Below are 21,710 nucleotides of genomic sequence, written 5' to 3'. Positions count from 1 at the left end.
GCTATCTCTTATAATTGCTTAGACCAAGCATTTAAACTGTCTAATTTTCCTTTAAAAAACGACTCATTCATCAGTCGGCCTCCAAACTCAAAATCATTTGCAGCGCATGTAGCATTAATCATTAAACTGCTCGCGGGCACTGTTGTGTATGCTGTTTTACAATTGATAGAAGCATAATGATTTTCCATTTCTGTTAATAAATGGGTAATAACATCATTCGTCTCTAATTCAGCATTTACTGTAAAATTTGAAAACTCGACAACATTTCTTTTTTTACAATGGTAAGCATTAACTGTAGCAGCAATTTCATTATTTATTTGTGCGTAAAACTGATTGCTTTCATTATGCTTAGGGGTTGGAATCTTTCTGCCTGAATAAACTAACTGCTTTTTATCTTCTATTAACGGCTCAATAGAACCAGACGATATTGTAATATCACTATTGTCTAAATTAATTTGATGCTCATCATTGTTGATAAAAGAAGCATCTAAAATAGCATCGTGTTCTTCTTCAAACTGATTTTCTAGGTAGGAATCTTTTAAATAATAAACAATATAAAAGGCATCTTGCAAACCGTAGTAAGCCATTATAGATGCCTCTACTTTAAAGCCATGTTGAAAAAAATACACCGCGCTCGATTCTTTTACTTTAATACTAATTTTGGCAATTTGTCGCTTAAACGCATAATCTTTCACTAACGGCACAAAACTATTTAAATCTGTATTACCGACATCTTCAATAATTAATGTGTTTGCAATATTGTCGTGTATAAACTCAATACCAGCGGTCTTCACATACTCTTCAAAAATACAATTATTAATACTCACAAAACCTTCTCATAAAAAGCGAACCAATCATTTGAATTGAAATAGTATCAATTCTAACTAAATTTTTCAATTATAACCTCTTAAGAGCTATTCTAGCTTTTACTTATTATCTTAATATTTCAGTTTAAAAATAATTTTATAAAGCACCACAAGGAATTTTCGGGTTTAATCTTTATGACTAATTCAATGTTGAAATATAAATTTATCTAAATAAAAAACAACAAGTTAAACATTAACTAAAAAATTATAAACTTATCAAAAAATAGTTAATTAAAGTTTATCCTGTATCTGACTACTCACAGCTATATCTAAAGTGGTAAACTAGCTCAATAATGTGTAGATAATGTAAATTTAAATGAAAAAATATGACGAACTACTAATATCAATTCGAAAGGTTATTCGAGCAATTGATCTGCATTCTAAGCAATTAACTAAATCTTCTGGCTTAACGGGCCCTCAATTATTGATAATGCTAGAAATTGAAAAAGCCCAAGCGATTACCGCCAGTCAAATAGCTAAAACGATTAATTTAAGTGCTGCAACTGTCACTAATATTCTTGATAGACTTGAAAGCCGAAACTTAATTCAACGTGTACGTAGCTCAGAAGATAAAAGAAGAGTGAGTTTGTTTTTATCTGATGCAGGCAAAGAATGTTTAATTGATGCTCCCAAGCCATTACAAGAACACTTTATTAAGAATTTTTGCCGCTTAGAAGAATGGGAACAGTCGTTACTGCTTTCTTCGATGCAACGTATTGCTATTATGATGGACGCTGACGATTTAGACGCTGCACCGGTATTAGAGATAGACCCTATGCAGGTAAGTAGTGAAGAAACAAATAGAGAATAACGCTTTATACCCGTAACCACTCAAGATGCGTATTTCAGAGCACTTGAGCAATATCAATTCAAGGCAATGCTTTGTAATAATGGTTGTTCCCTTATAAAAAGCATTAACGATGAAGTGATTTTGCTCAAGCGCTTCTTCGATGGGTCTAAAAACAATTTATGCCGCGTTATTAACTTTAGTCAGGTTCCTACACGGATGTAGGACATTAGGGTAACGCAGGAGCAGTTACCGAGAATAACCATGACGTAAACTTAATGCCTTGCATACATGGATGTATGTACTTAGATTTCGTCTGGAACATGAAATCTGTGCCTAAATTGTTTTTAGTTCCCACTGAAACCTGCATCTTGAATGGTTACGGGTATAGAACACGACATGAGCTAGGTGAGTAAAACGATAGGTTATCGTTTTACTCCTAAAAAGAGATGTAGAATTAAGTTTATAAATGACTAAGATCTTGCCATTCATCTTCGTTAAGAATTTTTTCAGCATCTAATAAAATAAGCAGTTCGCCATCCTTATTATAAACACCATCAATAAACTTCGCTGTTTCATCGTTGCCAACATTAGGTGCTACATCAACATCCTTTGATTGAATACTGATAACTTCAGCAACACTGTCTACCAAAATCCCAATAACTTGTGTGCCTACTTCTAATATAACAATACGCGTATCGTCAGTAACTTCGAGTTCTGGCAAAGCAAATTTTTCACGTGTATTTAAAACACTGATCACATTACCGCGTAAATTAATAATACCTAAGACGTAACTCGGCGCACCAGGTATAGGAGATATTTCACTGTAGCGCTGAATTTCTTGTACCTTTAGCACTCTAATACCGTAATTTTCACCGTTTAAGCTAAACTTTACCCACTGTGTAGTTTCATTTTGTGCGTTTTTTTCAGGCGCAGGTTTACTCATGTTTAAACTCCGTTTGTGCATTTAAAAGGTAAAGTATTTAACCCAAATTCGGGATGATGAATTTTGTAATCTTTTGATTTATTAATAAAAGATGATAAATATAAATGCTATTCAAATAACACTTTAATTGTTTCCTCATGTTGAAATTTATTCGCCTAACAAGGCTTTTTTATTCTCGAAAAATCCAAGTACATGCAGGCAACAACGTTAGGTGATTAAATGGCAATATTAGGCATAATAGCTATACCAAATTCAGATTATTTAATACTTTAGTTGCTATAGCTTGATTATACAATTAAAAAGGATATGGGCTATTCATTTAAACGTAATTTACTCGTTGTTGCTCTTTTACATAGAATGACTAGGCCATAATCGCAACGCCTAAATTAACTCGCGTTTAATTTATACCCAAAAGATCAACAGGCCCTCAAACAAAAAAAGCCCCCAATACTATTATGGTAGTATTGAGGGCTTTGTTCATTTTTTACAATAATTTAAGCAGGAAATTGCATTTCAGGTACGTGATTAGGTACTACAAGTTCACCAGCGGTTAGCTTAACAATTTCTTCAACTGAAACACCGGGTGCGCGTTCAAGCAAATGAAACTTACCTTCTTTAATCTCAAGAAAAGCTAAATCAGTCAGTACTTTTTTAATACAACCTTTACCTGTTAACGGTAAGGTGCATTCTGCTAAAAGTTTTGATTCACCATGTTTTGAAGCATGCGTCATGGTTACAATAATATTGTCTGCGCCAGCAACTAAGTCCATAGCGCCACCCATCCCCTTAATTAACTTGCCGGGTATCATGTATGAAGCAATGTTGCCTTGGCAATCCACTTCAAAGGCACCTAAAACGGTTAAGTCTACATGGCCACCACGTATCATGGCAAAAGACTCGGCACTATCGAATAACGACGCACCTGTTGCCATGGTTACCGTTTGTTTACCTGCATTTATTAAGTCAGCATCCACTTCTTCGTCTGTCGGAAATTGCCCCATACCTAATAAACCGTTTTCAGATTGAAGCATTACCTCAATACCTTCAGGAACATAATTCGCCACTAAAGTTGGGATACCTATGCCTAAATTTACGTAAAAACCATCTTGTAATTCTTGTGCCACGCGTTGCGCTAATTGTTCTCTTGATAAAGCCATAATATATGCTCCTTAAGCTGAAGGACGTGTAGTACGTTGTTCAATTACTTTCTCGAAGCTACCTTTAATAACTCGATCAACATAAATGCCTGGTGTATGAATATGGTCTGGGTCTAACTCACCAGGCTGAACAATTTCTTCCACTTCTACTACGGTAATTTTACCGGCCGTTGCAGCCATAGGGTTAAAGTTACGTGCAGTTTTACGAAAAACTAAATTACCGTATGTATCAGCCTTCCACGCTTTAACTATGGCAAAGTCGCCTTTAATAGATTCTTCTAAAATGTAATGCCTGCCATTAATTTCACGCGACTCTTTACCTTCAGCAACGGGAGTACCGTAGCCTGTTGCCGTGAAAAAGGCTGGTATACCGGCACCTGCCGCACGCATTTTTTCAGCTAAAGTACCTTGTGGTGTTAGTTCTACTTCTAACTCACCACTCATCATTTGGCGTTCAAATTCTTCGTTTTCACCCACGTAAGAAGCCACCATTTTTTTAACTTGCTTGTCGTGTAACAAAATACCTAAACCATGATTTGTTGTTCCGCAGTTATTTGATACAACAGTAAGGTTTTTAGTACCTTTATTTTTAATTTCTTTAATTAAATTTTCTGGAATACCACAAAGACCAAAACCACCAGCTATCAGTGTCATGCCGTCTTCTAAGCCAGACATAGCCTCTTCATAGCTGTTTACCACTTTATTAAAACCCGACATGATATTTGTTCTCCAAAATATAAATCAGTAAAACTTTCAGTATTTCATTTTGTATCACACCTATAGTTTTATCAAATTTAAAGAATCAAACTATTAATAAATTAAATTTATATTTAACGCGCATTGTTAAAGAAGGGTTAAATACAATAACGTCACCTTTACATAACACGCTCTAACAATGGTTTGTAATAAAAACGTCACATTGCATATGCGATAATTTGAATACACTTATTAATTAAGAAAATAACATGCGTGTTTCCTCGTTTTTTAGACTATCAAGTATCACCATTTTTGCCTTTGCATTAACTTTTACAGCCACCTTGTACTGGGTTTTAAATACTTATAAAACCAGTAGATTGATCAGTAATGAGTATCAAATAATAAAAAATCTTGTGTCTATTAAACTCAACAATATTATTACCCGTTATTTAGAAACAGGTGATGCCACGCTACTTACAGATGCAGATATCACATTAGAAGAAATCATCACCAACGCAAAAAATATGTCAAGCACAGGCATATCGTCAGATATTGAAAATAAAGTGATAGAGCTACAATTACTGCTTTCTACAAAAATAAGAGCGTTAGGTAAACTCAGTGGCGATCCTGCCGCACTTTTACGTAATAACGAACAAACCATCAACGCTATTATTATTGATTTAAAAAAATATGTAGATGACTCAAACACCATTACCACGAATCAAAAAGAACAATATACCAATATATTACTTACCCTTTCTAACGAGTTAACTACCTTAGTTAATCTTAGAGAAAAAGTGCTGGTGAATAATGCTGTACGTAGCTCAGTTGATTTAGCGATTGACGATTTGTCTACCAGCAGCCGAAAACTGCAAACCTTTCCTTTACTGGGCATTATTGAAAAGAGCACAGATGATGACGAATTAAGTTTCGACGAAGATGACGATGCCACAGATTTAAGTGAAGAAGTATTAGATGAACTACTATCGCTGACCAACAGGTATAAAAATGAATTAAACACTACCCTTGCCAATCAAGCTGAACAAATTAACGGTAAAAAACAACTTTCAAGCCAGCTTAGCCAGCTAAAAAATATCGTTGAAAGTGGCGAACAAAATATCGTTGAACAGCAAATAACAACCGAACAACACACGCAACGTATTACCATCGGGTTAGTCATTGGTTTACTTGTTTATTTATTAGGTAACTTTATTTTACAAAAACGTATTGTGCTAAAACCTTTGCAGCTTTTAAGAAATAGCTTTGTTCAACTCGTACAAACAGGCAATGTAAATAATATTACTGGCATTAATGAAAAAACCGAGCTGGGTGAAATATCTACAAGCTTTAACGAGCTGGTTGGCATACTCAACAAACAAGATACGCAAAAAGCCGAGCAACTTGGCTTAGTATCTAACGCTTTACATACCATGCAAAATCAAGCCACTGCCATCAACAACACATCAGGAGAAGCAAGCCAACAGGTTGAAAATGCACAACACCTAATGGCAACACTGAGTGAGGCAACCAACATGGTAAATGAGCTGTCAAAACAAGTTGTAGACAACGCCAACAATACACAACACGCCATGACCTCCAGTCAAGAACATGTGTCACAAGTCATTAAAGCCAGCGAATTAACCAATATTGCCGCGCAAACAAGTAAAAATGAAATTCTAAAACTGACTCAATCAGTGAATAGCGTAAGTAGTATTGTTGAAGTGATAAGCTCAATCGCAGATCAAACAAATTTATTAGCATTAAACGCAGCCATTGAAGCCGCTCGCGCAGGCCAACACGGGAGAGGCTTCTCGGTAGTAGCCGACGAAGTCAGGCAACTTGCTAGTAAAACTCAAGATTCTTTATTACAAATTAGTGGTCGCCTTACACAACTACAGTCGGCGAGTAGAAGCATTGAAGAAACAATTTTAGGTATTGAATTAGCCTCAAACAAACAGCAAAACATTGCCACTCAATTACAAAGTAATGCAATACAAGTATCAGAACATGCAAAAGCCTCTGCAACCGTAGCGCAAGACGCATTAGGCCAAATAACACTGCAGCGTGAACAGTACACAATTTTTGAAAAAGCCATGTATCAAGTAAATCAACAAGTCGAACAATCCAAACAACTCGCTGAAATTATTGTTAACGACGTTACAGAACAAGTGAAAGATATTAATAATACGCTTGGTATATCTCTGTAATGTGTAATAACTCGTTTAGTCATTATGCAGGGCTGCGTTTTTAATATGTCGTTATTCGACTCAAGAAAGCGATAACGCAGCATCAATGCCAAACTAGCCCTACCTTACAGGTTCATTTAAAGAAAATTTATACCCAAAAACTCAACACACCCTAATGTTTTTATTTATATGTTCCTTTCATATTAATTAAAGTCTGCTACGCTAAATTAGTGAATAAGACTTATTATCATTTACAGGTCTATTTCATACGCCCAGCTACGGGTTTGCCATTACAAACTTTAACTCAAGGAAATATTATGAATAACGATATAAATAATTACATCAAGGGAACACTCAAGGCACTAAATCTAGCTTTATTAATAGGCTGCTCAACAATTGCTAATGCAGCAGTTCAGCCACTCAATGTAAGTGGTAATCAGATATTAGCAGGTGGACAAAGCACCAGCTTTGCGGGTACGAGCTTATTTTGGAGTAATACAGGTTGGGGAGCTGAAAAATTTTACACTGCTGAAACTGTTGCCAGTGCTAAATCAGAATTTGGTGCAACCATTATCAGAGCTGCAATAGGCCATGGTGTTAATACAAGTGGTAGCTTGAATTTTGATTGGGACGGTAACATGGATCGCCTTGATACCGTGGTAAATGCTGCTATTGCACAAGATATGTATGTAATCATTGATTTTCATAGCCATGAAGCACATACAGATCAAGCCAATGCTATTAAATTTTTTGAAGAAGTAGCAACTAAATATGGTCAATACGATAATGTTATTTATGAAATTTATAACGAACCCCTACAAATTTCTTGGGCTAATGACATAAAACCCTACGCAGAAGTTGTTATTGATACCATTAGAGCGATTGACCCCGACAATCTCATCGTTGTAGGCACACCTACATGGTCACAAGATGTAGACGTTGCATCTACAGATCCAATAGATCGCGCCAATATAGCTTATACCATTCATTTTTATGCCGGCACTCACGGAGCTTCGTTGCGAAATAAAGCACAAACAGCTTTAAATAATGGCATAGCATTATTTGCCACAGAATGGGGAGCAGTGAATGCTGATGGTAATGGTAGTGTCAACATTAACGAAACAGATGCATGGATGGCATTTTTTAAAGCAAACAATATTAGTCACGCTAATTGGTCAATTAATGATAAAAATGAAGGTGCATCAACTTTTACACCTGGTGGCAGCTGGAACTCTCTAACAGCATCAGGCACTAAAGTTAAAGAAATTATTCAAGGCTGGCAGAGTAGTGTTGTTGTTTTAGATAGCGACGGTGATGGCGTAAATGATAATGTTGATCAGTGCGATAATACTCCATCGGGTACAACTGTAGACATTATTGGTTGTGCTGTTACAGACAGCGACGCTGATGGCGTTAGTGATAATATTGACCAATGCCCAAATACTCCAGCAGGAACCAATGTAGATGCTACTGGCTGTGCTGTTACAGACAGCGACGCTGATGGCGTTAATGATAATATTGACCAGTGCCCAAATACTCCAGCAGGAGCCAATGTAGATGCTACTGGCTGTATAGTAACAAGCGGTATCGATTGTAGTAATATTAACACTTACCCTAATTGGGTTAGAAAAGATTATCCTGCAGGTCCGTTTACACATAATAATGCTGATGACAAAATGCAATACCAAGGTAACCTATATGAAGCAAATTGGTATACAAGTACTACACCTGGTAGTGATGGTTCATGGACATTAATTAGTAGCTGTAATTAAGCTTTAACAAAAAGTTAAACAATTATACCCGTAGCCATTTATTGTGAAGTTTTTAGTTCCCACTGAAACCTGCATCTTGAATGGTAACGGGTATATACCTTTTAATTATCCCTCACTCGTCAATCAAGTAATCACTTGATATTAGTATCCTAAAACAAATAAATTATGAATTACCGCTAGGCAAGCTCTCTCATAATCATCTAAAATGAATTGATAGCACAGAGAAGGCCAAGCCAATGAGTAAGTCTTTATGTAAGTGGAAAAAAAGGGAAATTGAAAAAGGACTTCATGAATTAGCACATATTGTTGATAAACCCCGATTTGTCTGTAAAGATTGCGCAAGAGCAGCACATGACAAAGGGTTTCTTTGTAAACCAGTCAAATTACCATTATCTAATTAAATAATCTTAAGGACTATTCATGATCAAGCAAAACGAAAAAATGCCAACGGGCGAACTACAAGAATTAACCAGCGAAGGTATGATCACGCACAATACCGACGAGCTATTTGCTAACAAAAAAGTGGTTTTGTTTGCTGTACCAGGTGCATTTACACCAACCTGTTCAGAATCACATTTACCGGGTTATGTTGTATTAGCCGACCAATTAAAAGCTAAAGGTGTTGATCAAATTGTTTGTTTATCAGTTAACGATGCTTTTGTTATGAACGCTTGGGGCAAAGCAAGTAATGCAGAACACATAACTATGGTTGCAGACGGCGACGCTAGCTATACAAAATTACTCGGCTTAGAACTTGATACCGCAGCTTTTGGTGGTGTACGTTCTCAGCGCTACGCTATGGTAATAGACAACGGCGTAGTAACTAACTTACTTGTTGAAAAACCAAAAGAATTTGAAGCGAGTAAAGCTGAAACAGTATTAGCGAGCTTATAAGCGATACTAACACTATTCAGGTTAGTAAAGAAAATGAAAACCATTATCATTATATGTTACTGTTTTTATTATGGTTTTCTTTTCCTTTTCACTTGAAGTATTAACTTAAACAAGGCAAGATCCACTCAACTTTAAAACACTAGAGAAACATCATGCTAAAAGCTCCAATGGTTGAAAAACTAAATACACAAATTAATTTAGAATTTTATTCGTCAAACCTTTATTTACAAATGAGCGCTTGGTGTGAAGAAAAAGGCTTTGAAGGTGCTGCGCAGTTTATGCGTAAACATGCTACTGAAGAAATGGATCACATGACTCGTCTATTCACTTACGTAAGTGAAACAGGTGCATTACCTATTTTAGGTGCTATTGATGCGCCACCACATGAATTTAAATCTTTAGCTGACATTTTCGAAAAAACCTACGAGCACGAATGTTTAATTACCGAGCGTATTAATTCATTAGCGCATGAAGCTTTTACCAATCAAGACTACTCAACATTTAACTTCTTACAATGGTATGTCGCCGAGCAACATGAAGAAGAAACACTTTTCAAAAGTATATTAGACAAAATTAACTTAGTAGGACACGACGGACACGCATTATTCTTTGTTGATAAAGATTTAGCTGAAATGGCAAAATCAGGCACTTCACCAAGTATTATGTCGCCAGCTAACGCTTAAGTTTAAGCTGGATTATATTTTTAAAAGCTCACTGAATTTGCTTTAAAGCATATTCAGTGAGTTTTTTATAAGACACGACCATTATTACAAAACCTTGCCTTGAATTGATATCACTCAAGTACTCTGAAATACGCATATTGACTGGTAACGAGCATAAACATCAATAAATAAAAAGTAACATCCCTGTTACTATCTAAAGTAAAGTCCATATTACTAAACTCGTAGTGAACGAATCTCTTAGTTCTATATTACTCATACCTTAAATTAGTGATCGGTTTAGCCGTAGCACTGTACGCTGCTTGTGTTGCAATAATTAACCACGCCAATACCAATGGAAATAAACCGGCAACTAAAAATAATCCAAAACTTAATTCTATTGAATCAGCAAAACTGTCTAGCCATGTGTTCATTGCAAAATAGGCAATAGGCCACGCAAATATATTAGCGAGTATAACTAATACCGAAAACTCACTAGTGAGCAGCCATACAATGTCAAACACTGAAGCTCCCATCACTTTTCTGATGCCTATTTCTTTACGTCGACGTTCTGCGGTAAAAGAGGCTAAGCCAAATAATCCTAATGAAGCCACTAAAATAGCTAAGCCCGAAAAAAAACCAAACACTTGCGCTTGCTTGTCTTCTTGTTGATACATTGCATAGAAATTTTCGTCTAAAAACGTTCGGGCATTCGGTATGGTTGGCATAAGCTCCAAATGAAGTGCGTCAATATGTTCAAGCACTTGCGATAACATATTCGGATCAAAACGAACACTCACATAGCGCTCTTCGCCTTTTACAAGATGATAAACCTGTGGCTGTTTGTTTTCATGTAAAGATCCCATATGAATATCCTCCACCACACCAACAATTTTGTAATTGGTATAACCGGGCGGAAAAGGAATTTTAATAACCTTATTTACCGCACCTTCTGGTGTGTAACCTAATATTTTTGCTGACGTACGGCTTATCACCGCAGTACCACTGCCTACTGGATTATCAGATGTCGGCACAATGACATAATTATCACCCTGGGATTGTGAAAAATAACGCCCCGCTAATAACGGTATTTTATAGTGCTCAAAAAAATCAAAGCTGGCGTTAAGAGTGGGTAAACTTACTAAGTTTTCAGCAACAATATTTTGATCTTCACGCACGTAAGACCACATATCTCGCAATGGTGTAGTGGGTAATTGTTGTGCCGCGGTTACCGAAAGAATACCAGGGTGTTCTAACAAACGTTCACGGAAGTGTTTATATAATGCATTGCGGCTTTCAAAGCCTTTAGCATTACTTAAAGGGAGCACAATATTGTTATTACGATCGTAACCGGGGTTACTTTGTCGAGCAAATTCCGTTTGTTTAATCACCACAAGAGTCGCAATAATTAAAGTAATTGAAATAGTAAATTGCAATACCACTAAAACCTTACGTAAATAAACAGCGCCTTTTCCTTGGCCTTGTCCTAGTGCACCTTTTAGTACTTGCGCCGCTTCAAAACGCGATACATAGAAAGCTGGATAACTACCAGCAAAACTACCCACTAACATTGTGGTTAAAATACTCCCCACGATTACTTCAGCAGTATAAAAGCTCTCAAAGTTTAAGCTGCGATCAATAAAAGCCGCAAACCATGGCAAACTTATTTCTACCAAAACACAAGCTAATATCATGGCAATAGTTGTCATTAAAATAGATTCTACTAAGAACTGACTAGCAAGCTGTGCTTTACTTGCGCCTAATACTTTACGCACACCCACTTCTTTGGCTCGTTGCGTTGAACGTACCGTACTTAAGTTCATAAAGTTAATGCAGGCAATAAGCAAAATAACTAGCGCTATAACGGAAAAACTATAAACAATAAGGTAACTACCATTAGTCGTAACTTCATAAGACAAATCAGAAAACAGGTGAATATCGGTAATTTTCTGTAATTTTAGTGATTGCGTATCGGTAACATTTTCGCCTAATTGCTGCATCATGGCAGGAAACTTTGCTTCTAACTGCTTGGCATCAACCCCTTCTTGTAAACGTAAATAAATGTAGTAATAGTTTAAATCCCAGTTTTTTAAATCGGCAGGCGTCCACTGACGCATTGATTCAAGCGAAAGCAACACCCTAAATTGTAGATGCGTATTTTCAGGCTGATCAGCAATAACAGCGGTAATCTCCATAGGATTACTATTGAATAATATATATTCGCCGACAGGGTTTTTATCATCAAAAAATTTTTTCGCTATTGACTCTGTTAACACCAGTGTTGAAGGTCTTGTTAGGGCATTATCTTTATCACCAGCTAATACCTTAAAATTAAAGGTATCGAAAATGTCACTTTCGGCCATTAGCATATCGTCAATAACTACGGTGGTTTCTTCGTTACCAAGGGTAAATTTCCAGCCCATCCCCATTAAGCTTATGGCTTCAATATCACTAAACTGACTTTGAAGCGCTTCTTTAAAAGGTGGAGCAATACCAGCACTATGAATATCGTCAGCATTGTAATGGCGAGTAACTCGGTATGTGCGATCAGCCTCTTTGTAGTAATCATCAAACGAACTTTCATAGCGAACAAAAATTAAAATAAGAAAGCAAATGGCTAACCCCAAGGCCAAGCCAACAATATTAATTACGCTAAAAAGCTTATTGGCTAAAATATTACGTAACGCAATAGACAAATAATTTTTAAGCATGTTCAGCCGCCTCAACCGTATTATTTTGTGTCGCTATTTGACCATCAAATAAATGAATAATACGGCTGGCATATTCAGCATGGTAAGCCGAGTGCGTTACCATCAAAATAGTCGTACCGTTATCATTTAAGTCTTTTAATAGTTCCATAACTTCATCACCATGTTTTGAATCTAAATTACCGGTGGGTTCATCCGCTAAAATTACCGCAGGTTTGGTTGATAATGCCCGAGCAATTGCCACCCTTTGCTGTTGGCCACCTGATAATTGCTGCGGCATATGATTGGCACGATGACTAATATTCATTTGTTCAAGCACTTCATTTACACGTGCCTTACGCTCGCTACCGGGGATTTTGTGATACAGCAACGGCAGTTCAACATTTTCGGCAACGGTGAGTTCGTCAATTAAATTAAAACTTTGAAAAATAAAACCTATATGGCCTTTACGCTTTTGGGCTAACTGACTTTCTGATAACTGGCTAATGTTTACATCATTAAATAAATAGTCACCTGATGTGGGTGAATCGAGCATACCTAACAAATTTAACAAGGTTGATTTTCCACAACCTGAAGGCCCCATAATAGAAATGAATTCTCCTTTTTCAATTTGCACATTTACATCTTTTAATGCATATGTTTCAACATCACTTGTGCGGTACACTTTATTAATATTTTGTAAGCGAATCATTATTTGTCCTCTATTGTTATTTTTTCTGCACTCTTAAGGTTGCTATAGCTAGAAATAAGTACCGTTTCGCCTGCACTTAAACCACTCAATATTTCAATTTGGGCAGGTGTATGTCTGCCAATAGTTATTTTTCTCTGCTGCGCATAACTTGCTGTTGGGTCAAGCACATACACCCATGTACCTGCGCTTTCTTGCATAAAAGCCCCATTATCAAAAAGCAGTACTTCTTCACTATCACTCAGCATTAAACGCGGTGTTAATGTTTGCCCACGGCGAATGCTCTCTGGTGTTTTGTTAATAAAATGAAGGTCTATTTCAAACTCATTATTTTTTACTTGTGGGTAAATTTTTCTTAACACTAAGGTGTATTGCTCGCCTGAAATATTCACTATTGCTTGTTGTCCGATAACTAAGCGATTTAAATAAAACTCACTCACTAAACCTGTCGCTTTAAATTGCTCAACATCATCAATTTGCCCTAAACGCTCACCACCACTTTTACTTTCGCCGACATCAAGATCAAACGAGGTTAACCTACCGCTACGGGGAGCTTTTACTAATAAGTTGTCTAAATTACTGCGTGCTATTTTTAAATTTTTTTCTAATTGAGATACATTACTTTCAAGTTGTTTAATTTGCGCTAAACGCATTTTTTCTTCTTGCACTTGGCTTTCTAATGTTATGTTTCGGCGTTGTGTTAAATAATGCAGTTCATTACCTAACGTTTCTAACTGTTCTTGATCGATAAAGTCAGCCATTGTTTTCCGACGTTTAAGCTGTAGGTTTAACTGTTTTATTTGATGATCTAATTCAATTAAATCTCGTTTCAAACTCAAGCGATTACGCTCTATATCTAACTGAGTATTACGTAAATTGTTTAATTGCTCGCTCACCTGAGCTTCTCGAGAAATAAGATCGAGCTGTAATTTAGTATTGCTTAAGCGTAGTAACGCTTGCCCCTTAGTTACAATGTCGCCTTCTTCAACCAGTACCTCTTCTACTCGTCCGCCTTCTATTGCATCTAAGTAAACACTTTTAAAGGGCTCAACTCTTACACGTAAAGGAATGTAATCATCAAATGATGCTTTTCTTACTACCGAAGTAATAATACGTTCTCGTGTGACTACAACATTTTTTAATGACGTTTCAGTTCGCCAAAATGCGCCAATTAATAAAGCAACAATGAAAGCTATAATCAGTATTTTCCAAGAAGCAAAGCTAGATTTTTCAATTTTTTTATCCATAATGCTAAGCTTTATTACCTACATTCATACCTAAAAAACAATCTAATAAATTCATATTTATTTACTATATAAGCCAGATAGCAAGTAACAAAGCGAATAACATGCCATTAAAAATAACATTAAATATCAACAAGATATTATTTTTAAATCTAAAAAAGTGTACGCTAGCTATACAGTAATGTGTACGATAGCGTACACTTATTTAAAGCTTAATTTTTCAGAAAGCAACTTTAGGTTTTAATAAAATAAGTAAGGAACATAATGAATAAAAATCAGGCTAATATTTTGGTAATTGATGATGACCCCGATATTTTATTGGCGGCTGAAATATTTTTAAAACGCCATTACCAAAAAATAGTTACCCTGACAGATCCAAACCAAATAGAAAAAAACATGAATGAAACCCCATTCGATATTTTTCTGTTAGACATGAATTTTGCTATCGGTTTAAATACGGGTGATGAGGGCTTACATTGGCTTAATAAAATATTAACCATTGAGCCAAACGCTGTTGTTATTTTGATGACCGCCTACGGAGATGTTGAACTTGCAGTTAAAGCAATAAAACAAGGTGCTGCTGATTTTGTATTAAAGCCATGGAAAAACACTAAACTACTCGCCACCTTAAATTCTGCCTTATTACTGAGTGAATCTAAAAAGCAAATTAAGCAGCTAAATATTAGCCAACAAGCGCTTCAACGAGAGCAGCAACAAAAAAATCCAGACGTTATTGGCCAATCTCCCGCATGGCAGCAATTATTAACGATTGCAAAAAAAGCAGCGAGAACCGATGCTAACGTACTGGTTTTAGGAGAAAATGGCGCTGGTAAAGAAGTTATCGCCCATGAGATTTATCGTCATTCAAACCGAGCTGACCATCTTATGCTCAGTGTTGATTTAGGCGCAGTGCCCGAAAATTTATTTGAAAGTGAATTATTTGGCCACGTGAAGGGTGCATTTACTGACGCAAATAGTGATCGCGCAGGCCGTTTTCAAGCGGCTGCAGGTGGTACCTTATTTCTTGATGAAATAGGCAACCTACCCTTACATTTACAAGCCAAACTATTACGCGTTATTGAACAAAAAGAAATAACACCGCTAGGCTCAAACAAAGTCATTAAAGTGGATGTACGACTTATTTGCGCTACCAATATGCCTTTACAACAATTAGTAGATGAAGGCTTGTTTCGTGCTGACTTATTCTATCGTATCAACACCGTACAACTACAAATACCACCTTTACGTGAACGCCAAGAAGATATTCCGCTTTTACTTCAACACTTTATTTCGCGCTATACGCGTAAGTATCAACTTGACAAAAAATCACTTGATGCTAAAGCCCTTAAAAACCTAAAACGCTATCGTTGGCCGGGCAATGTACGAGAACTTGCCCATGCGGTAGAACGTGCACTTATTTTGTCTGAAAATTCAGAGCTTACTGAACAAGATTTTTTATTAACCGCTCACAACAAAACCTTAAATAAAGACAGCTTTTCCGACTGCAACCTTGAGCGTATCGAAAAATCTGCAGTTAATCACGCAATAGAAAAACACGGTGGCAATATAAGCCATGCAGCGGATGAACTAGGTATTACTCGCACCTCTCTTTACCGACGCATTAAGAAGTATAATCTATGAAACTAAAATTCCGCTGGCGTTACCGCGTAAAATTACTCAGTCTAATAACACTGTATTCATTAGTATTATTAGCAATATATACCTTGGTTCAACAACCTCAATATTATTTCAGCCAACTTGTTTTGATTGGTATTGCGGTTTTATTAATTATCACCATAATTTATATTTGGGAAAAGCAATTAAAACTACTTGAAGTGTTTTTTCAAGCTGCCAGTCATGAAGACTTTTCTCAGCACTATACTAGTAATAGCCTTAGTGAAGAATTAGCCGCTAGCTTAAACACCATAGTTGATACATTTCAAAAAAATCGTGTTAACGAACAAACAGAAAATAGTTTTTTAAAAAGCATTATCAGGCAGGCACCTATCGCTATTTTAGCTTTTGATGATAGGCAGCGATTAACCCTTTTTAACCATACAGCAAGTCGATTATTAGCAATTAAGTCGCCCTCCACTATTCACGACTTAGCCATAAGTTTTAGCGAACTACCACCGTTATTACAAAGCCTAGCTGATAATAATTATGCGTTGCATAAAATGTATCGCGAAGGTGTTGCTTACAATTTAAAACTATCCGCTAATCAAATTATGTTAGCAAATAAAACTCAAACCATTGTAACTATTGAAAATATTGGCAAGGAAATTAATCAGGCAGAATATTTAGCATGGCGAAATTTAATTAGTGTACTCACCCACGAAATGATGAACTCGATAACGCCTATTGTTTCGTTAGCGGATAACTGCCGCGATATATTAACACAACCCAATTTGCTGACCTTACCAGCCGAAACACTTGAGCAAGAGCTTGATGACACCAAGCGAGCGTTAAACACTATAGCCAATCGTAGCCAAGGTATAATGGATTTTGTTGATAGCTACCGACAACTGAGTAAGCTGCCAACACCTACCCTTCAAACCATTAACTTAACAGAGTTGTTAACCTCCGTAGCCCTATTACAACAACCTAAGCTTACTGATTTAAATATCACAATGCATACGCAAGTCATCCCTGAAAATTTAAACGTGCAAGCAGATAAGCAACAACTAGAACAAGTACTAATTAATGTTATTAATAACGCGGCAGAGGCTTGTAAAAATAACACAATAGGTATTATTAATATTAAAGCAACTATGCGTAATAACCATATAGTTATCGCGATCAAAGATAATGGTAGTGGTATAGAAGACAAAGTATTAGAGCACATATTCACACCATTTTTTACGACCAAACGCAATGGAACAGGAATTGGCATGAGTTTAACAAGGCAGATTATACATGCACATGGCGGACAAATTTCTGTGAAGTCTACGCCTAATACAGGAACAACGATTGAGCTAATTTTTTAGCGACGAAAATAAAAAAACGTTATAACTATGAAGTTTATATCTCCATAGCCATAACGTTTATACCCGTTACCAAATTCAGGTTTATTTAATTTCTTATTTATTTTTCATGGCGTCTTTACCGTAATAACGGCGTTTGTACATATTTTGATGCATCTCTTTTGCAGCGGCAACCATGCTCTTATAAGGTATGTCGGTTACGCTAACAAAACCATTATTATAGTTTTCGCCATCATAAGCTCGCCCTGCAATAGGTGAATCTGAATATTGAAATAAATGTGCTCCAACAAAATAAGGATTGTCAGCGATTGAATAAATATAGTTTTTTAATTTAAGGCCGCGATCTTCTTGGTTTGCCGCTAACGAAAGGCCACCATGTACATGCCCTGCATCGGTTGCACCAAAGGTAAATTCGCCTACTAGGGCCGGAGCATCAACTTCTTCCATAAATGCCCATTCGCTTGGTACTAAACCTTCGTCGTATGTATTGTAGGTAATTACGTCCATATATTTAGCACCCGATTTAACTATTTCAATAGGTCGTCCCCAACCAGGAAAACGAGAGCCTAAATATAAATGATGCGGTAATACCGAACGTAATGCGCGTTTTACCGTATCAAAATATTGATCGCCATATGCATAAAGTAATTCACTATAATCTTGCTTTTGTTGCTCTGTGGTAAAGCTTGAATCAATCCCTTTTGCAAAAGCTTCCCATGACGCAATGTCTTTTTTCCAAGCAGTATTTAGTGCATCAATCGTTTCATATTTTTTCTTAACTATTTCAGTAAATGCGGCTTTCGCATAAACTTTTTCAGCATCTAGTTTTAATGTATTGATGATAATACCGTACTGACCTTCGCCGCCATCACTACGTCCAAAGCTTTGCTCGTTGTCTAAGAAAACTCCCATGCACCAAGGGCTGTTCTTAATTTGTGACGCTACATGATTAACAGCAGCAAGAGAGCGTTCTTTAAATTTAGGGTCGTATGGATCCGGTACGCCATGCCAAAAATCGAAGCCACTTGATAGAGTATCAAAATCACCAATAATATCAGCGAACGCTACAAATGGAATTTGGGTATTACTGTATAGTTCTTGCTGAGCCCAGTTACCTAACGAAGTAAATCCCCAGTCAACCATGCGTTTTAAGGTAACTTCTCTCCATTGGTCTAAATAGGATTCTTTTGTGGTTTCACCATATTTACGTTCTAAGTTGGCACTATAAAAACTAAATGTTTCACCATGCTTTAATGGCCCTGATTGTGTTTCTCGGCGGTAACCAAAGTGATTACCTAAATCATCATCATAATTTGGTAACCATTCAAAAACATTTGCACGAATTTCGTTAGCAATATGCCTTGTGGGTAAAGCTTCTTTAGGTGCTGGGTTTAGTGGTAGATCATCTTCTCCTAACAACATATCAGCGGTGCGTTGAGGAATAAGCTTTTGGTCAAAATCGTAACCTGTCATCGTAGATGAATTTGATAAACGAATAATATCGATACCTGTTGATAAGTATAAATAACCTTCTGGATCAACTAACCACCACTTCCCGTCTACTTTCTCTGTGCGGAAGAAACCTGTCGCTTTTAAACGAGGGCCATCTTTCCAACCACTAAATTTAGAACGGTCAGACATTAACTCACCTTTAAGGCTGGCTAATTCTTTATCACGTTGGGCAATTAGCTCTTTCTCTGAATGCACTTTACCTTCGTATTCAACTTTTGCATTTTGTCCGAATTTATCAATAACGCCGGTTAAAAATTCCGTATCCATTTTAGGGTTGGGTCTGAGGCGAATATTATCAATCGTAAATTGTCGGTCGCTACTTAAGCCATTGGCGCTAAAAGAAATACGTTTAATACCACTTAGGTCTAAATGTTTTTTACCCCATAAAGAAGCCACTTGTTGATCGTTAGATTGCCAAGTTACAGGATTAGAACGAAAACCTGATTCAAAATTATATTCATTTTTACCACCCCACGATGGGTCAAATTGATCATGACCGTCCATTTTAGCGTAAACCGTAATAGCCTCGCCAACAGGCACTACCATTACACGGCTGTAAGATTGTCCTTTAATATCACTCATACCAAGGGTTAGCTCTGTAGACTCATCGCCATAATTAGCCACATCAAAAGCAATATGAAAATCTTTATATTGACTCCAGTCCCATGCTTTTTCAGGTGTTAACGACAAACCTGCATTCTTATTTTCTTGGGTAGATAGTTTTACAGTTAAAGCATAATCGCCCGCGATGCCTTTATTACCTGAGGTTAATTCGCTGCTACCGTTATAAGCTTTAATGTAGCTAGGTATTTTTCCATCTTCAAAGTCTATTAACTTAACTTCTTCAGGCATAGTGGCATTTTGAACAAGTGTATTGTCTGGCTGATTACATGCAGTAACTAAAACTAGAGTCGCGGGCAATATTGAATAATAGCGCCACGTTTTATTTTGAAAGTTATTCATTTTATAACCTTTATTATAATTCACATAAAATATTGTTAATTGTTTACTATATTCTCATCAATAAGCATGCATGTGAATTTTTTATCTAAATAATTTTTTATTAATAAAAATTTGGTGATAAAAAATGGCCGTAACCTAATAGGATTACGGCCATTCAATAAATGGTTTATCTTTATTATTTATCAGTTATTTAATGGTATAAATTTTTTGATTTTTAGCATCAGCAATATTTTTTTGATGAAGTTGTTCGTAAAAAGCATCACGTGCTTTTTTATATTCGTTTGCTTGATGCAGTAGGTTATTTTGATTCTTTTTATTCCATTCGTTCCATAATACGGCAAGCTTAGCTTGCTCATCAGGACGTTGATCAACAATATTATGCTGCTCAGTGGGATCTTCAACCATATCAAAATAAGCGCGATCTACACCAGGTAAACCTTGCTGCATATATTTTCCTGTAAGCGTACGTACAGCCCAAATATTATCAGCTTCTTCTAAACGCCAAAACAATGCTTTATGTGGAGTACCCTTATTTTGTCCTGTAACAAAAGGTACTAGATTAACACCATCTAATAAACCATCAGAATCATCTGCGCCGGCTAACGCAACTGAAGTTGCAGCAATATCTAACGAAGAAACTAGGCCTTCAAAAACCTGACCTTTTTTAATTTGGTTAGGCCAATGCGCAATAAATGGTACGTGTACACCACCTTCTAACAAGGCCACTTTACCGTGACGAAACGGTGAATTATCTGCCCAATCAAACGTTGGCCACCAAGTATCAGGATACAAGCCACCATTATCTGAAAGGAAAAATATTAGCGTATTATCAAACTCACCACTTTCTTTTAACGCATCGATAATCATACCAATGCCCTGATCCATTTCATCAACCATTGCTGCATAAATTTGACGCTTTGGATTTTTAATATGGCTATATTTTTTGATTGTTTCTTCAGGTGCTTGCAGCGGAGAATGCGGCGCATTGTATGACAAATACATCATAAATGGCTGGTCTTTATTGTCAGCGATAAAGCGCGTGGCATCTCGGCTTAATGCTGTAGTTAAGTATTCATCAAATTCAGCAGGCTTGTGGTTGCGCATGATAGGTAGTGAATAACCATCTCCGCCTACATGAACTTGCTCTGGCATATAGTTATGGCCGCCATCTAAAAAGCCATAAAAATAATCGAAACCACGTTTGTTCGGTTGAAATTTAGGTGCTCCGCCGAGATGCCATTTACCAAAAACAGACGTTTTATAACCCACTTTTTGTAAACGTTTAGCAAATGTAGTTTCTGTTAACGGTAATCCCATGTATTTGTCGTTAGGTGAGTACGACACATTATTTTCCATACCAAATCGGGCTTGGTATCGACCCGTTATTAAACCTGCTCTTGAAGGCCCGCAGTATGGGTGAGTAACATAACCATTTTTAAAAATAACACCATCGCTCGCCAACTTATCAAGATTAGGGGTTTGTATATCTGTTTTTCCAGTAAAACCCACATCGTTGTAACCTAAATCATCTGCTAAAATCACAATAATATTCGGTCGTTCATCACTTGCTATTGAATAAAATGAGGAAAAAAACAAGCTACTAAGCGCTAGCAACTGAACTAAAAAACGACTATTTAACATACTATAT

Annotated in this window: 16 protein-coding genes; 7 read left to right on the top strand and 9 right to left on the bottom strand. The window is 36.6% G+C overall.

From position 1 onward, the window contains the following. Window positions 1-8: 8 nt before the first annotated feature. Window positions 9-827: a hypothetical protein gene (locus AC0L5Q_RS14155; RefSeq protein WP_473609941.1), complete on the bottom strand. Its 819-nt coding sequence runs from the start codon at window positions 825-827 to the stop codon at window positions 9-11. Between the two features lie 355 nt (window positions 828-1,182). Here AC0L5Q_RS14155 and AC0L5Q_RS14150 point away from each other — a divergent pair, with 355 nt between their 5' ends. Further along, entirely contained in the window at window positions 1,183-1,677 is a 495-nt protein-coding gene (locus AC0L5Q_RS14150; protein WP_473609938.1) for a MarR family winged helix-turn-helix transcriptional regulator, read from the top strand. Window positions 1,678-2,116: 439 nt separating this feature from the next. Here AC0L5Q_RS14150 and AC0L5Q_RS14145 read toward each other — a convergent pair whose 3' ends face one another. The 3 genes from AC0L5Q_RS14145 to AC0L5Q_RS14135 all read right to left on the bottom strand — a co-directional run bounded on the left by AC0L5Q_RS14145 (window position 2,117) and on the right by AC0L5Q_RS14135 (window position 4,473). Continuing rightward, entirely contained in the window at window positions 2,117-2,599 is a 483-nt protein-coding gene (locus AC0L5Q_RS14145; protein ID WP_473609934.1) for a chemotaxis protein CheW, read from the bottom strand. 494 nt (window positions 2,600-3,093) lie between these two features. After that, window positions 3,094-3,756, bottom strand: a complete 663-nt coding sequence (locus AC0L5Q_RS14140) for a 3-oxoacid CoA-transferase subunit B (RefSeq protein ID WP_473609930.1) — start codon at window positions 3,754-3,756, stop codon at window positions 3,094-3,096. Between the two features lie 12 nt (window positions 3,757-3,768). Further along, window positions 3,769-4,473 carry a CoA transferase subunit A gene (locus AC0L5Q_RS14135; RefSeq protein WP_473609926.1) on the bottom strand — a complete coding sequence of 235 codons (705 nt, stop codon included), beginning with the start codon at window positions 4,471-4,473 and terminating at the stop codon, window positions 3,769-3,771. A gap of 248 nt (window positions 4,474-4,721) precedes the next feature. On the opposite strand from AC0L5Q_RS14135, the gene AC0L5Q_RS14130 reads away from it, so the two are divergent. The 4 genes from AC0L5Q_RS14130 to ftnA all read left to right on the top strand — a co-directional run bounded on the left by AC0L5Q_RS14130 (window position 4,722) and on the right by ftnA (window position 9,987). Next, complete coding sequence (locus tag AC0L5Q_RS14130) at window positions 4,722-6,659, top strand: methyl-accepting chemotaxis protein (RefSeq protein WP_473609922.1); 1,938 nt, start codon at window positions 4,722-4,724, stop codon at window positions 6,657-6,659. 296 nt (window positions 6,660-6,955) lie between these two features. Next, window positions 6,956-8,410, top strand: a complete 1,455-nt coding sequence (locus tag AC0L5Q_RS14125) for a cellulase family glycosylhydrolase (protein ID WP_473609918.1) — start codon at window positions 6,956-6,958, stop codon at window positions 8,408-8,410. Between the two features lie 420 nt (window positions 8,411-8,830). After that, window positions 8,831-9,304: a redoxin family protein gene (locus tag AC0L5Q_RS14120; RefSeq protein ID WP_473609914.1), complete on the top strand. Its 474-nt coding sequence runs from the start codon at window positions 8,831-8,833 to the stop codon at window positions 9,302-9,304. Window positions 9,305-9,456: 152 nt separating this feature from the next. After that, the gene (gene ftnA, locus AC0L5Q_RS14115) at window positions 9,457-9,987 is read left to right on the top strand and encodes a non-heme ferritin (RefSeq protein ID WP_473609910.1); all 531 of its coding nucleotides are present in this window, start codon (window positions 9,457-9,459) and stop codon (window positions 9,985-9,987) included. A 248-nt stretch (window positions 9,988-10,235) separates the two neighbouring features. Here the strand turns inward: ftnA and AC0L5Q_RS14110 are convergent, their stop codons facing one another. From AC0L5Q_RS14110 to AC0L5Q_RS14100, 3 genes are read right to left on the bottom strand one after another with little or no spacing between them, the layout of a single operon-like run. After that, on the bottom strand, window positions 10,236-12,674 hold the full coding sequence (locus AC0L5Q_RS14110; protein WP_473609907.1) for an ABC transporter permease: 2,439 nt from the start codon (window positions 12,672-12,674) through the stop codon (window positions 10,236-10,238). After that, on the bottom strand, window positions 12,667-13,362 hold the full coding sequence (locus tag AC0L5Q_RS14105; protein WP_473609903.1) for an ABC transporter ATP-binding protein: 696 nt from the start codon (window positions 13,360-13,362) through the stop codon (window positions 12,667-12,669). Before AC0L5Q_RS14105 ends, AC0L5Q_RS14110 begins: the two co-directional genes overlap by 8 nt. Further along, window positions 13,362-14,606, bottom strand: coding sequence for an efflux RND transporter periplasmic adaptor subunit (locus AC0L5Q_RS14100; RefSeq protein ID WP_473609899.1), 1,245 nt, complete (start codon window positions 14,604-14,606; stop codon window positions 13,362-13,364). Before AC0L5Q_RS14100 ends, AC0L5Q_RS14105 begins: the two co-directional genes overlap by 1 nt. Window positions 14,607-14,867: 261 nt before the next feature. Between AC0L5Q_RS14100 and AC0L5Q_RS14095 the strand changes: the two genes are divergently transcribed. Both AC0L5Q_RS14095 and AC0L5Q_RS14090 read left to right on the top strand, forming a co-directional pair. Then, window positions 14,868-16,244 (top strand): sigma-54-dependent transcriptional regulator, encoded by a 1,377-nt coding sequence (locus tag AC0L5Q_RS14095; RefSeq protein ID WP_473609895.1) that lies wholly within the window; start codon window positions 14,868-14,870, stop codon window positions 16,242-16,244. Further along, window positions 16,241-17,590, top strand: coding sequence for a sensor histidine kinase (locus AC0L5Q_RS14090; protein WP_473609892.1), 1,350 nt, complete (start codon window positions 16,241-16,243; stop codon window positions 17,588-17,590). The genes AC0L5Q_RS14095 and AC0L5Q_RS14090 overlap by 4 nt, the downstream gene beginning before the upstream one ends. A 93-nt stretch (window positions 17,591-17,683) precedes the next feature. On the opposite strand, the gene AC0L5Q_RS14085 is transcribed toward AC0L5Q_RS14090, so the two are convergent. Together AC0L5Q_RS14085 and AC0L5Q_RS14080 are read right to left on the bottom strand one after the other, a co-directional pair. After that, window positions 17,684-20,062, bottom strand: coding sequence for an agarase (locus tag AC0L5Q_RS14085; protein WP_473609888.1), 2,379 nt, complete (start codon window positions 20,060-20,062; stop codon window positions 17,684-17,686). 186 nt (window positions 20,063-20,248) lie between these two features. After that, window positions 20,249-21,703 (bottom strand): sulfatase-like hydrolase/transferase, encoded by a 1,455-nt coding sequence (locus tag AC0L5Q_RS14080; RefSeq protein ID WP_473609884.1) that lies wholly within the window; start codon window positions 21,701-21,703, stop codon window positions 20,249-20,251. Between the last annotated feature and the right edge of the window lie 7 nt (window positions 21,704-21,710).

Source organism: Pseudocolwellia sp. G5-9, assembly GCF_055808995.1.
Note: the sequence above shows the minus strand (reverse complement) of the source record. Positions and strands in the feature narration are given on the sequence as shown.